Source organism: Pseudooceanicola sp. HF7, assembly GCF_011806405.1.
Classification (GTDB): Bacteria; Pseudomonadota; Alphaproteobacteria; order Rhodobacterales; family Rhodobacteraceae; genus Pseudooceanicola.
The window spans coordinates 31,431-44,680 of the sequence record NZ_JAATOW010000015.1; the positions used below are offsets into that span (position 1 = coordinate 31,431).

The 13,250-nt window shown below is 63.8% G+C and carries 13 protein-coding genes; 6 read left to right on the top strand and 7 right to left on the bottom strand.

From position 1 onward, the window contains the following. Window positions 1–36: 36 nt before the first annotated feature. On the top strand, window positions 37–900 hold the full coding sequence (locus HCZ97_RS10575; RefSeq protein ID WP_167688686.1) for an NAD(P)-dependent oxidoreductase: 864 nt from the start codon (window positions 37–39) through the stop codon (window positions 898–900). Window positions 901–1,068: 168 nt separating this feature from the next. On the opposite strand, the gene HCZ97_RS10580 is transcribed toward HCZ97_RS10575, so the two are convergent. Then, window positions 1,069–1,629, bottom strand: a complete 561-nt coding sequence (locus HCZ97_RS10580) for a type 1 glutamine amidotransferase domain-containing protein (RefSeq protein ID WP_167688687.1) — start codon at window positions 1,627–1,629, stop codon at window positions 1,069–1,071. Between the two features lie 433 nt (window positions 1,630–2,062). Between HCZ97_RS10580 and HCZ97_RS10585 the strand changes: the two genes are divergently transcribed. The 3 genes from HCZ97_RS10585 to HCZ97_RS10595 are packed head-to-tail and all read left to right on the top strand — an operon-like array spanning window position 2,063 to window position 3,718. Continuing rightward, window positions 2,063–2,689, top strand: coding sequence for a YitT family protein (locus tag HCZ97_RS10585; protein ID WP_167688688.1), 627 nt, complete (start codon window positions 2,063–2,065; stop codon window positions 2,687–2,689). Window positions 2,690–2,747: 58 nt separating this feature from the next. Then, on the top strand, window positions 2,748–3,362 hold the full coding sequence (locus tag HCZ97_RS10590; RefSeq protein WP_167688689.1) for a YitT family protein: 615 nt from the start codon (window positions 2,748–2,750) through the stop codon (window positions 3,360–3,362). 23 nt (window positions 3,363–3,385) lie between these two features. Then, window positions 3,386–3,718, top strand: a complete 333-nt coding sequence (locus tag HCZ97_RS10595; protein ID WP_167688690.1) for an SMR family transporter — start codon at window positions 3,386–3,388, stop codon at window positions 3,716–3,718. An 82-nt stretch (window positions 3,719–3,800) separates the two neighbouring features. Here the strand turns inward: HCZ97_RS10595 and HCZ97_RS10600 are convergent, their stop codons facing one another. The 4 genes from HCZ97_RS10600 to HCZ97_RS10615 all read right to left on the bottom strand — a co-directional run bounded on the left by HCZ97_RS10600 (window position 3,801) and on the right by HCZ97_RS10615 (window position 8,865). Next, the gene (locus HCZ97_RS10600; protein ID WP_167688691.1) at window positions 3,801–5,015 is read right to left on the bottom strand and encodes an NADP-dependent isocitrate dehydrogenase; all 1,215 of its coding nucleotides are present in this window, start codon (window positions 5,013–5,015) and stop codon (window positions 3,801–3,803) included. A 215-nt stretch (window positions 5,016–5,230) separates the two neighbouring features. Beyond that, entirely contained in the window at window positions 5,231–6,439 is a 1,209-nt protein-coding gene (locus HCZ97_RS10605) for a multidrug effflux MFS transporter (protein ID WP_167688692.1), read from the bottom strand. A 226-nt stretch (window positions 6,440–6,665) separates the two neighbouring features. Next, window positions 6,666–7,340, bottom strand: a complete 675-nt coding sequence (locus HCZ97_RS10610) for a DsbA family protein (protein WP_167688693.1) — start codon at window positions 7,338–7,340, stop codon at window positions 6,666–6,668. Then, a complete protein-coding gene (locus HCZ97_RS10615; protein ID WP_167688694.1) occupies window positions 7,324–8,865 on the bottom strand; it encodes a class I adenylate-forming enzyme family protein in 1,542 nt (513 codons plus the stop codon). The genes HCZ97_RS10610 and HCZ97_RS10615 overlap by 17 nt, the downstream gene beginning before the upstream one ends. Before the next feature lie 84 nt (window positions 8,866–8,949). Here HCZ97_RS10615 and HCZ97_RS10620 point away from each other — a divergent pair, with 84 nt between their 5' ends. Then, the gene (locus HCZ97_RS10620; RefSeq protein ID WP_167688695.1) at window positions 8,950–9,573 is read left to right on the top strand and encodes a helix-turn-helix domain-containing protein; all 624 of its coding nucleotides are present in this window, start codon (window positions 8,950–8,952) and stop codon (window positions 9,571–9,573) included. A 129-nt stretch (window positions 9,574–9,702) separates the two neighbouring features. On the opposite strand, the gene HCZ97_RS10625 is transcribed toward HCZ97_RS10620, so the two are convergent. Further along, window positions 9,703–10,050: a hypothetical protein gene (locus HCZ97_RS10625; protein ID WP_167688696.1), complete on the bottom strand. Its 348-nt coding sequence runs from the start codon at window positions 10,048–10,050 to the stop codon at window positions 9,703–9,705. 118 nt (window positions 10,051–10,168) lie between these two features. Continuing rightward, on the bottom strand, window positions 10,169–12,001 hold the full coding sequence (locus HCZ97_RS10630; RefSeq protein ID WP_167688697.1) for an extracellular solute-binding protein: 1,833 nt from the start codon (window positions 11,999–12,001) through the stop codon (window positions 10,169–10,171). A 445-nt stretch (window positions 12,002–12,446) separates the two neighbouring features. Here HCZ97_RS10630 and HCZ97_RS10635 point away from each other — a divergent pair, with 445 nt between their 5' ends. Then, window positions 12,447–13,220 carry a 3-hydroxybutyrate dehydrogenase gene (locus HCZ97_RS10635; protein ID WP_167688698.1) on the top strand — a complete coding sequence of 258 codons (774 nt, stop codon included), beginning with the start codon at window positions 12,447–12,449 and terminating at the stop codon, window positions 13,218–13,220. Window positions 13,221–13,250 lie beyond the last annotated feature (30 nt).

Genomic DNA, 13,250 nt, shown 5'->3' on the forward strand with positions numbered 1-13,250 from the left:
AGGTCTTGCGTTTGCAGCAATACAAGGGATTGAGCCATGGCGAAAGTCGCGTTTCTGGGATTGGGAGTGATGGGGGCACCGATGGCGGGCCACCTCGTGAAGGCCGGCCATGAGGTGACGGTCTACAACCGCACCACCGCCAAGGCAGAAGCCTGGGTGGCAGAGCACGGCGGCGCCTTCGCCAAGACACCCGCCGAAGCCGTGGCAGGGGCGGATTTCGTCATGACCTGCGTCGGCAACGATGATGACCTGCGCCAGGTCTGCACCGGCCCGGACGGCGCCTTTTCCGGCATGAAGGCCGGCGCCTGCCTGGTCGATCACACCACCGTCTCCGCCAAGGTCACGGAAGAGCTTTACGCTGCCGCCAAGGAGGCCGCGCTGGGCTTCGTGGATGCGCCGGTCTCCGGTGGGCAGGCAGGGGCGGAAAACGGCGTGCTCTCCGTCATGTGTGGCGGGGATGAGGCCGATTATGCCGCCGCGGAGCCGATCATGGCCGCCTATTCCAAGATCTGCCGGCGCCTCGGCGAAAGCGGCGCGGGCCAGCTGACCAAGATGTGCAACCAGATCGCTATCGCGGGCCTCGTGCAGGGCCTCAGCGAAGCGCTGCATTTCTGCCAGAAGGCGGGCCTGGACGGGGAAGCGGTTGTCGACGTGATCTCCCAGGGGGCCGCGGGCTCCTGGCAGATGGCCAACCGGCACAAGACCATGCTGGCCGATGAGTTCGACCATGGGTTCGCCGTCGACTGGATGCGCAAGGATCTTGGCATCTGCCTTTCCACCGGGGATGAGATCGGCGCCAGCCTGCCGGTCACTGCGCTGGTGGACCAGTTCTACAAGGACGTGCAGAAACTGGGCGGCCAGCGCTGGGATACCTCCAGCCTGATCAAGCGGCTGACGTAAGCCGGGCAGGGGCGCTGGGTGTGCCCCGCGCTGTCGGCGCGACCTGCGACTAACTCGATCCGGATAAGAAAAAGCCCCGCCAGTGCATGGCGGGGCTTTCCTTTTTCAGACCAGTCAGGCCCGGTTCGTTTCGGCGTCGGTCCTTTCGGACCGGGCCAAACGCCAGCCTCAGGCAGCGTCGCGCTTGTGGCGGCCTTCCGTGACCTCTTCGATGATCTTCTCGACAAAGGCCTCAAGGTCACCGGGGTTGCGCGAGGTCACGATGCCCCGGTCGCAGACGACCGTCTCATCGCGCCACTTGCCGCCGGCATTGATCACGTCCGTCTTGATGGAGGGGTAGGAGGTCACCTCGCGCCCGTCCACGACGCCGGCTTCCACCAGCATCCAGGGACCGTGGCAGATGGCGGCCAGCACCTTGCCCTCGTTGTGGAACTTCTTCACCGCTTCGACGGCCTCGGGGAAGGTCCGCAGGATGTCGGGGTTGATCTGCCCGCCCGGCAGGACGACGGCGTCGTAATCGGCAACGTCGACGTCCGCGATGCGCAGGTCGGCCTCGGCCTCCTGGCCCCAGTTGCCGTCATCCCAACCGCGGATGGCCTTGCCGTCCGGGGTGGCGACGTGAACGGTCGCGCCGGTGCCGCGCAGCTTGTCGCGGGGCACTTCCAGCTCGCTTTGTTCGAAACCGTTGGTGGACATGATCAGGATACGGGCTTGTGCGATATCAGCCATGAGAGACTCCTTTCGCTTGTGTTTGAGTGTCGGGGGCCAGTCTCTGACCCCGTTGCAGCCCAAACGACGCCCCCCGCCGGGATGTTCCATCACGGTTTCGCGCGCACTCCGGCGATGAGCGTGGGCACGCCTGCACGGGGCCGGTCGCCGCACGCAGCGTTAATCGGGGCAAATACCGACACGAGTACCGACGTGATACCGACGTAAAACCGACGCGATACAGACGTCGGATTTTTGACCTCCGGCCCTTGTTAACCTGGGGTTCCGGCGCCGATTCGTAGAATTGGCACGCCATTTGCCCGCCCGCCGTGGCAAGATCCGCTTAACCAGGCGCCAAATGCCACGCCGCCTTGCCCCACTCGGTGAAACCGCTGGCCCCCGCCTGAAGCGCGGGTTAGAATGTAAGCAATGCTGACCCAAAATGGAGCGGCCAATGCCATCCCCCTTCACGATCCCAAGCGAATTCCGCCAGAGCCATACGCCATGGGAGGACGTGCAGGGCTTCTTCATCGCCTTGCTCACGGCCTCTGTCGGGCTGGTCTTCCTGACCTCCCTGGGATTTATCACCGGGCAGACCGCGGGGCTGGCGCTGATCATTTCCTACGCGACGGGCTGGGCCTTCGGGCCGGTCTTCTTCGTGATCAACATGCCGTTCTACGTCCTGGCCTGGAAACGGCTGGGGGCGGAATTCACCCTGAAATCAATCTTCTGCGTCACGGTCCTTTCCGTTGCGGTGGATTACATTCCGCTGGGCATGGCCTTTGAATACCTCAACCCGGTCCTGGGGGTGGTGATCTTCGGCGTGCTGACGGGCTTCGGCCTGCTCGGCTGTTTCCGCCACAAGGGCAGCCTGGGGGGCCTGGGCGTGGTGGCGCTGCTGATCCAGGACAAGACCGGCTTTCGCGCGGGCTACGTGCAGCTCCTCGTGGATGCGGTGCTCTTCGCGCTGGCCTATTTCCTGTTCGACACCCGCGTCGTGCTCTATTCGCTGTTCGGGGCCGTGATCCTGAACGGGGTGATCGCCTTCAACCACCGCCCGGATCGCTACATCGCAGATTGACCCTGTCTATTGGCCCGGATAGAGCATCCGAAACGCCAAGTTTTCCAAGGGTTTCCCCATGAAAGATACCGTTGCGCCCAAGGCGGGCCACTCCCCGTTAGAAGATGCGCAGGGCCTGTTCTTCGGGACCTTCATGGCCGGTTTCGGCATCGTCATCCTGACCCACCTTGGCCTGATCACCGGCCAGACCGCCGGGCTGGCCGTGCTGATCTCCTACGTCACGGGCTGGGACTTCGGACCGATCTTCTTCGTGGTCAACATCCCCTTCTACTGGCTCGGCTATCGCCGCATGGGCTGGCGCTTCACGGTCAAGACCTTCATCGCCGTGGCGCTGCTGTCCGTCCTGTCCAACTGGCTCAAGACCCAGGTTTCCTTTGATTTCCTGACGCCCTGGACCGGCGCCGTGATTTTCGGCACGATCACCGGATCGGGCCTGCTGGCGCTGTTCCGGCACGGGGCCTCCCTGGGCGGGATCGGCATCCTGGCGCTCTACCTGCAGGAAAAGACGGGCTTCCGCGCCGGCTGGACGCAGCTCAGCTTCGATGCCTGCCTCTTCGTGGCGGCCTATTTCGTGCTTCCCTTCGACATGCTGATCTGGTCCCTGCTGGGCGCCGTGATCGTGAACCTTGTCATCGCCATCAATCACCGCAAGGATTGGTACGTCGCAACCTGAAGATCAATTCGCAAGGGTCTGAAATGCCAGTCTATATCTCCCTCGTTCTCGCCGTCATCGCAGAGACGATCGGCACCACGGCGCTGCAGGCCAGCCAGCAGTTCACGCGGCTCTGGCCCTCCGTGCTGGTGGTGCTGGCCTATGGCGCCTCGTTCTATCTGCTCTCGATGACGCTGCGCTCCATGCCCGTGGGCGTGGTCTACGCGCTCTGGAGCGGCATGGGCATCGTCTTCATCGCGCTCATCGCCTTCATCGTCTTCGGCCAGAAGCTTGACCTGGCGGCCCTGCTGGGGATGGGGATGATCATGGGCGGCATCATCGTGATCCAGGTCTTTTCCAAGACCAGCCTGCACTGAGGCGCGCCGCCAAGACCCTGCCAGCCAAACGAAAAAGGGCGCGATCCATCGCGCCCTTCGTGCATTTTGCCAGGTGGCTCGCTCAGCCCCGCAGTGCCTTGTTCAGGTTCTCGTCCACCTTCTCAAGGAAGCCCATCGTGGTCAGCCAACCCTGGTCGGGGCCCACCAGCAGCGCCAGGTCCTTGGTCATGGAGCCGCTCTCAACCGTCTCCACCACGACCTTCTCAAGCGTGGTGGCAAAACCCATCAGCGCGGTGTTCTCATCCAGCTTCGCGCGGTGCTTCAGCCCGCCGGTCCAGGCGTAGATAGAGGCGATGGAGTTGGTCGAGGTCGCCTTGCCTTCCTGGTGCTGACGGTAGTGGCGCGTGACGGTGCCATGGGCTGCCTCTGCCTCCACGATCTTGCCATCCGGCGTCATCAGCTGAGAGGTCATCAGCCCCAGGCTGCCAAAGCCCTGCGCGACCGTATCGGACTGCACGTCGCCGTCGTAGTTCTTGCAGGCCCAGACGAACTTGCCGTTCCACTTCATCGCGCAGGCGACCATGTCATCGATCAGCCGGTGTTCGTACCAGATGCCCGCGTCCTTGAATTTCTCTGCAAATTCCTCCTCGTAGACCTTCTGGAACAGGTCCTTGAAGCGGCCGTCATAGGCCTTGAGGATGGTGTTCTTGGTCGACAGGTAAACCGGCCAGCCCAGGTTCAGCCCGTAGTTGAGGGAGGCCCGTGCGAAGTCGATGATCGACTCGTCCAGGTTGTACATCGCCTGGTACACCCCGGCAGAGGGGGCCTGGTAGACCTCCTTCTCGATCAGGGTGCCGTCTTCGCCGACGAACTTCATCGTCAGCGTGCCGGCACCGGGGAAGGTAAAGTCGGTGGCCTTGTACTGGTCCCCGAAGGCATGGCGCCCCACCACGATCGGAGAGGTCCAGCCGGGTACCAGGCGGGGCACGTTGCGGCAGATGATCGGCTGGCGGAAGACCACGCCGCCCAGGATGTTGCGGATGGTGCCGTTGGGCGATTTCCACATCTTCTTGAGGCCGAATTCCTCCACCCGCGCCTCATCCGGGGTGATCGTGGCGCATTTCACGCCCACGCCCACTTCCTTGATCTTCTCGGCCGCGTCCACGGTGATCTGGTCATCCGTGCGATCGCGTTCCTCGATCCCAAGGTCGTAATAAAGCAGGTCGATGTCCAGGTAAGGTTCGATAAGCTTTTTCTTGATAAAATCCCAGATGATGCGGGTCATCTCGTCGCCGTCGATGTCGACGATCGGGTTCTCTACCTTGATCTTGGTCATGGGGCCTCCTTCGAGGGTCACGCCGGCACAGGCCGGGAATCGCGGGGATGGGGATGTTCTGCCCCTGCATAGACTAACCAAGAGTTAGCACAATAGGGTGCATACAATTGTATACCGAAAAAACCTGCGGCATTTTGGACCCGGGGCAGGGGCGCTGCACGAAAAAGGCGCGCTCCCGGCGGAACGCGCCTCACTCTTCAGCCCGGTTACGGTCCTTACTGGTCGCGGACGCGGTCCAGCTTTCTCATGTGCAGCATCAGCACGAAGGCCAGCGCGGCCAGCACGGTGGATGACAGCACCTGCGGCAGGAGGGATCCGTTGAAGGTCTGCGCGATCAGCGTGGACAGGACGGCTGCGGAGACGGTCGAGACCGCCCCGATCACGGAGGCCGCGAAACCCGCGATATGGCCCAGGGGTTCCATCGCCAGGGCGTTCAGGTTCCCGGCGGTCAGGCCGATCTGGTAATAGACGGTCGCCTGCCAGGCCAGGTAGATATAGAAATAGGCCGGCCCCCTGTAGCCCGACAGGATCACCGCCAGCATGGCCAGGCTGAAGACCAGGAAGACCCCGACCGCCAGGGTGATGATCTTGCGCATCCCGTATTTGCCCACGAAAATCGCGTTCACCATGGAAGAGCTCGCCGCCATCAGGCCCAGCCCGAAGAACCAGTAGGGGAACTGCTCGCCCCGGTCGAAGACCTGCTCGAAGGCAGGTTCGATCAAGCTGATGGTGATGAACATCATGGAAAAGACCATGATCTGCACAAGGATGGAGGACCGGACAATCGGGATCGCGTACATCTCGCGGATGGCATGGCGGAAGCCGGACAGGCGGAAGGGCTGGCGGCGCTCCCTGGGCAGGGATTCCGGCAGCCGGAAGATCAACCAGAGCGAAGAGATCGCGGAGAAGGCGAAGAAAGCCAGGAACAGCCCGCGCCAGCCGCCGTGGCTGATGATGAAGCTGCCCAGCAGCGGCGCCAGGGCGGGAAAGATCGTGAAGACCATCATCACGAAAGAGACCAGCCGCGCCATTTCGCGCCCGGCATAAAGATCCCGGATGATGGCAATGGCCACGACCCGCGGACCGGCGGCCCCCAGCCCCTGCAGGGCCCGCCCCATGATCAGCATCTCCAGCGTCTCCGCCCGCCAGGCCAGCAGGGCCCCGGCGATATAGATCGCGGCCCCGCCCAGCATCACGGACTTTCGGCCCAGCCGGTCCGACAGCGGGCCGGTGAACAGCGTGCCCGCCCCCATGCCGATCATGAAAGAGGACAGGACCAGCTGGATATTGTTGAAATTGTCCGGCGAAAGCTCTTCGGCCATGTCGCCAAGCGCGGGAAGCATCGAGTCGATGGAAAAGGCCACGGTCGCCATCATCATCGCCATCAGGGCAACAAATTCCACCGGATGCAATTTCCGCGTCATGAAGGGTCCTTTCGAAAGAATTGCCTGCCGCTAGCAGCTTTTTCGATTCAAGACCATATCGCCGCGCGCCCGCGCCCCGCGGAACCGTCTGTGCGTTTCTGCACCGCCCGCCACCCCCTGCAGACAGGCGAAGCCGGCGCCCCAGCTCTGGAACAAAGGCGGCACCAGCTCATTCTTCTTGCCTGAAAACTCCCGCCGGAGGCCCCGCTCAGGGCCTGGCGCGCCCTCACTCCTTCGGCGCCGCCTCCTCGCCCGCCGCCTCTTCCTCGGCCAGCTGGGCGATGATCTCATCCATCACTTTCAGCCAAAGATCGACCGGCTGCGCCCCGGGCACGGCATGTTTCTGCGCCACGATGAAGGTCGGAACGGAGGTCACGCCCATCTTGCGCGAATGCGCATCGCGGTCCCGGATCATCTGCTCGTCTTCCGAGGTCGCCAGAAGGCGCAGTACGACAGAGGCATCCATCCCCGCCTGGTCGGCCACATCGGCCAGCACGTCATGCTGGCTGATATCGCGCCCCTCGACGAAATTGGCCCGGAACAGCCCGTCGACGACCGGCCCCTGGACCGCCTCCAGCCCCGCCCAGTGGATCAGCCGGTGGGCGTCCAGCGTGTTCGGCGTGCGGGTGATCGCGTCGAAATCGGCTTCGATCCCCAGGCTCCGGGCATGGTCGGCGATCTGCCCGTAGGTCGTGTCGGCCCCGTCTTCGCCGAACTTGGCAACCAGGTATTCGCGCCGCCCCATGCCCTCGCGCGGCATCTCGGGGTTCAGCTGGAAGGGATGCCATTCGACCACGAAGGGATGCGCGGGCCGTTGCGCCAGGGCGCGATCCAGCTGGGTCTTGCCGATATAGCACCAGGGGCAGATCGGATCGGAAAGGATATCAAGTTTGACGGTCATCAAGAGGCTCCCGGAACGCCCTGAGCGCTCCGCGTTTGAGTTTACCATTCGGGTTCCGCGGCAGATCCGGCAGGTGATGCCAGGCGCGGGGTTGCTTGTAGCGGGCCAGCCGCGCCGCGGCTGCCTCCCGCAGGGGGGCTTCCTCCAGTGCGGCAGGCCCGGTGTAAAAGGCCATGATCACGCGCACGCCGGGCTTCACCTCGATATCGGTGACGGCCAGCTCCGTGATCCCCGGCAGATCGCAGAGCGCCTGCTCGACTTCAAGCGGAGAGACCCGGTAACCGCCGGCGTTCATCATGTCATCCACCCGCCCGCGGTAGGCGATCTGCCCGTCCAGTGCCATGCAGCCCAGGTCCCCGGTCAGGAACCAACCGGCGCAGAGGCGCGCCTGCGTTTCCGCCTCTGCGCCGTGATAGCCCAGCATCAGGCCGGGGTCGTCGCGCCCCACGGCAATGATCCCCTCGTCTCCGCGCGCCACGGGGCCGCGGGTGGGGTCATCAGGATCCAGCAGGGCCAGCCGCCGTCCGGGCTGCGGCGCGCCGATATAGCCGGGCCGTGCGGCCCTTTGCGGCGAACTGCTGATGAAGGTGGAACATTCGGACATGCCGAAGGCCTCATGCAGCTCCGTGCCGCTGGCGTCCTTCCAGGCCTCGCGCAGGCCTTCCGGCAGGGTTTCCCCGGCGGTCAGCCCATGGCGCAACCGGGGCAGGTCGATGCGGGGATGGGCCTGCAGGATCTTGCGAAAAACGCCGGGCACCGCGGCAAACAACGTCGCTTCATGGCGCTTCAGAAGCAGCGGCAGCGCCTCTGGCCCCAGGCCCTCTGCTGGGATCAAGGCGGTGGCACCGCAGGTCCAGGGATCCATCAGCCCGGTGCCCAGCGTGAAGGTCCAGTTGAAGGCTCCCGCATGCAGGATGCGGTCGCTCTCGCCCATGTCGTACCAGTCCGAGATCATCATCCGACGCGCCCAGATGGCCCGATGGGCATGCACCACCGCGCGGGGCCGGCCGGAGGTGCCAGAGGTAAAGACGATGTAGCCGGGCCGATCCGGATCGCCCATGTGGTAATCGGCGGGGGGCATGTCGCGCATCCCGGCCAGGCGGGACTGGTCCAGCACCGGCAGCTCCGTCGCGGGGCAGGCGATGCCCTCTCCCAGCAGGATCCCGGCGGGAGCGATCTGGGCGATCATCCCGGCCACCTCCGGCGCTGTCAGCTGGGCAGAGCTGGGCACCGGCACAAGGCCCGCCGCGATCGCACCCAGGAAGGCGATGGGAAAATCCACCCGGTTTCCCAGGCGCATCAGCAGGATGTCTCCGGGCCGGAAGCCCGCCTGCAAAAGCCCCGTGGCGGTCCCGCGCACCGCCCCCTCAAGCCGCCCGTAGGACCAGCGTTCCGCCCGCGACAGGCCAAGGACCGCCAGTGCCACCTTGTCCGCACGCCCCTGCGCCCCGGCCAGCACATGAGCGGCCAGGTTGAAGGGGCGGGGGCAGGGCGCGTTGGGGCCAGGTTCGGTCACGGACAGCATTCCCCCTTGCTAAGCCCCCGGCGCCCCATGGGCAAGGCAGGCAGCAGTTGCGCCTGCCCACGCCTCTGCCTATAGCCATTCACCATGAGCGAGACCGACCCCCGCCAGCTGATCCGCATCGCCCGCGAAACAGGCGAAACGCCAGAGGCCCAGCCCCTGGACCTCGGCTCGCGCGTACGCGATTTGCGCCGCGCGCGCGACTGGACGCTTGAACAGGCCGCGGCAAAAGCGGGCCTGGCCCGCTCGACCCTCTCCAAGATCGAGAACGGGCAGATGTCGCCCACTTACGAGGCGCTGAAGAAACTGGCCACGGGGCTCGATATTTCCATTCCCCAGCTCTTCACGCCGCCCCGCGCCAACCAGGTGACCGGGCGCCTCAGCCTCACGCTCGCGGGCGATGGGCAGGCACATGCAACCGCGACCTACGAACACGACCTCCTCGCCGCCAACCTCACTCGCAAGCAGATGCTTCCCTACCGCGCCCGCATCCGGGCCCGCTCGATGGAGGAATTCGACGGCTGGGTACGCCACGACGGGGAAGAGTTCCTCTACGTGCTGACCGGCGTGATAAGGCTCTACACGGAATTCTACGAGTCGATCGAGATGCGGCGCGGCGACAGCGCCTATTACGACGCCTCCATGGGCCACAACGTGATCTCGGTCAGCGAAGATGACGCGACCATCCTCTGGGTGACCTCGCTCGCCTGAGCCCCCCTCCCATCAAAAGAAAAAACCGCGCGCCGAAATCCAGGCGCACGGTCTCTCCTTCTTCTTGCCGAAAAACTCCCGCCGGAGGCATCGGACCCTCTCAGCCCGCGCGTTGGCCAGATCCGTCTCTCAGCCGCTCCGCCCCACGGGCGGATCCGCCGGCGCGTCATCCCCAAAGCTCCGGTCGTCATCATAGACGTCTTCGCCTTCAGGCAGGTAGCGGCCGGAGGCCTCGATATTGCGCATATCCTCGGCTTCATCCATGCGGATATCTGCGGGGGTTGCGCCTGTGCGCCACTCGGCGATCTCATCGCGGATGTCCTCGGCCGGGCGGCCCGTCAACTTGATGAGATAGCCGGTCAGCGCATCTTCCGATCCATCAAGGCTCAGCAGGTCTTCCTCGCTGGTCTCGGGCCAGCGTTGCATGACGGCCGGGACATAGGCGCTCCAGTAGCGTGTGATTGCGCTCCATTGCATGGCGGTCTCCTTTCATTCCTGAAAGGTCAACGGGCAGGGGCGGGTGCTTGTTCCCTGCCTCTGCCTGCTCAAGGGATTAATCTGCGCCGAACAATTTGCACCGCGCATGTCGTGCCTCTCATTCCGCGCTGGAGAACCACCAGGTTTCCGGCATGAAGTAGACCCCGTCGCCGTAGATCGGCACTTTGCCGGACCAGGTCAGGTCCTTCACATGGGCAATCCGGCCGACGTCATAGGTGAACAGCGGGATCACGTAGCGACCGGTGGTCAGCACGCGATCCAGCGCCCGGGCGGCGGCGGTGAAATCTTCCGAGCTGCGGGCGGTCAGCATGGCGTCGATCATGGCATCCGCAGCCGGGCTCTTCATGCCCATCAGGTTGCGCGATCCCGGCTGGTCGGCCTGCTCCGAGCCCCAGTAGAGCTTTTGCTCGTTGCCGGGCGAAAGAGAGAGCTGGCGGCGGATGACGGTCATGTCGAAGTCGAAATCGACAAGGCGCATCTCGTACTGGGCATTGTCCACGGTGGTGATCGTCGGGGTGATGCCCAGCCTGGAGAGCGCGTTGAGGTAGATATCGATAATCGACTGGTTCTGCCGATCCCCTTGGGACAGCAGGATTTCCATCCGGAAGGGCTGGCCCTCGGCGTTCTTCAGCGTGCCGCCCTGAACGGTCCAGTCGGCCTCTGCTAGCAGCTCCGCCGCCCGGCCCACGTTGCGCCGGTTGCGCGCCGATCCGTCGCCTTCGGGCAGCGTGTAGCCATCCAGCGCGGCGGGGGGAAGGCTGTCGGCAAAGGGCTCAAGCAGCGCCTTGACCCGGCCTTCGGCGGGACCTGGCTGCATCGCCAGTTGCGAGCCAGAGAAGTAGGAGCTGATCCTCGGCTGGCGTCCGCCGGTAACCGTTTCGTTGACGTATTCGAAGTTGAACGCCCAGAGCAGCGCATCCCGGACGCGGATATCGTCAAAGGGCGCGCGGCGGGTGTTCATCACGAAGCCCGTCATGCCCGAGGGCCGCTCCGAGGGGATCTCTGTCTTGATGATATCGCCGCGCTCGACCGCCGGGAAATCGTAATCCCGCGCCCATTTCTCTGCGTTGAATTCGCGCAGGTAGGACAGGCCACCGGCCTTGAAAGCCTCGAACAGCACGCTCTGATCGCCGTAGAACTCGATCCGGTAGGTTTCGGCGTTACTGGTACCCTGGCGCACGGGCAGGTCCTTGCCCCAGTAATCGGGATTGCGCTTGAGCACGACGTTGCGCCCGGCGGTGAAACTGTCGATCACGTAGGGGCCGGAGCCGATGGGCACGGTGGTCAGGCCGGAGTCGGTAAACTCCTTGTCCTGCCATTGCGCCTTCTGGAGGATCGGGCGCAGGCCGGCGATCAGCGCAAGTTCACGGTTCTCTGTCTTGAAGGTGATGCGCAGCTTTCGCTCACCGGTCTGTTCGATGCTCTCGATCTGCTGCCAAAGACTCAGGTAGCGGGCATTGCCGTCGGTTCCGAGCGTCTCGTAGGACCAGATCACGTCTTCCACGGTGACAGGGCTGCCATCCGAGAACCTGGCCTCCGGGCGCAGGGTGAATTCCACCCAGGTGCGGTCCGGATCGGTCTCAATCGATTCGGCCAACAGCCCGTAAAGCGCGAAGGGTTCATCGTAATTGCGCACCATCAGGCTTTCGTGGGTCAGGAAGCGCAATTGCCAGGGCGGGGTGCCTTTCTGGATGAAGGGATTGAGGCTGTCGAAGCCGCCGGTATTGCCATCCACCAGCGTGCCGCCAATGGGCGCTTTGGGATTGGCGTAGGGCAGGGACACAAAATCCGGTGGCAAGGCAGGCTCTCCATACATAGAGATGCCATGAGAAGGCTCTGCCGCAGCCGATTGTGTGAGAATCGAGACCCCAAGCAGCAGGCTTGCCGAGAGTGCAAGGGGCAGCGTCCTGCGCCGTTTAGGGCGCTTCATTTCCTGCTTCATCGGTCCTCTTTTCCTGCTCTGACCTTGTTTTCTTGGCAGGAACCCTAACCACGGATTCACGCTATTTCAAACTTTTAGCTTTCATGAGAGCCGCGAAAGGCTTATAAGGAAGGCACTGCTCGATAGGTTTCTTGCCTGTATGAAACCTGCCTCAATAACTGAACGCCGGCTTCGTGCCGGCGTTTTTTTTCGGGCTATCGCGCCATTTTCCTGCCCTTGAAACAATGCGCCGCTGTATTGAGAATCGGTCACGGAATCGTGTTTGCCGGACATGCACAACGGCGCGGGCAAAGACCAGTCGCGCTTTCTCACTTAAGATCAAAAATCTGCGCTGCACTGCGGCGAATTCTGTCTTACGGTCTACATGTCACTGGCGGGGGACAATGGCCCGCCGGGAAACCCGGGCAGTCCGGGCGTGAGAAGGAGAGTGACCATGAGTGTGAGCGGCAAGACGGCCATCGTGACGGGATCGAATTCGGGCATCGGGCTCGGCGTGGCGCGGGAACTGGCGAAGGCGGGGGCGAAGGTCATCCTGAACTCCTTCACCGACAACGAGGAAGATCACAAGCTGGCTTCGGATATGGCCAAGGAATTCGGCACAGAGGTGCGCTACATCCAGGCGGACATGTCCAAGGGCGATCAGTGCCGGGCCCTGATCGAGAAGGCCGGCGCCTGTGACATCCTGGTGAACAACGCCGGGATCCAGCACGTGGCCCCGATCGACGAATTCCCGGTAGAGAAATGGGATGCGATCATCGCGATCAATCTGAGCTCTGCCTTCCACACCACCGCCGCGGCCCTGCCGATGATGCGCAAGGCGGGCTGGGGCCGGGTGATCAACATCTCCTCTGCCCATGGTCTGCGCGCCAGCCCCTTCAAATCCGCCTACATCAGCGCCAAGCACGGGATCGTCGGCATGACCAAGACGGTCGGGCTTGAGACCGCGAAAGAGAACATCACCGCCAATGCGATCTGCCCCGGCTACGTGCTGACCCCGCTGGTGGAGGCGCAGATCCCCGATACCGCCAAGGAATACGACATGTCCGAGGACGAGGTGATCGAGAAGGTGATCCTGGCCAAGCAGCCCTCCAAGGAATTCGTGACCGTGGAGCAGATCGGCGGCATGGCGATTTTCCTGTGCTCGGATGCGGCCTCGCAGATCACTGGCACGACGCTCAGCGCCGATGGCGGCTGGACGGCAGAATGATCCCGGACCCGGCCCCGCCTGGGGGCCGGG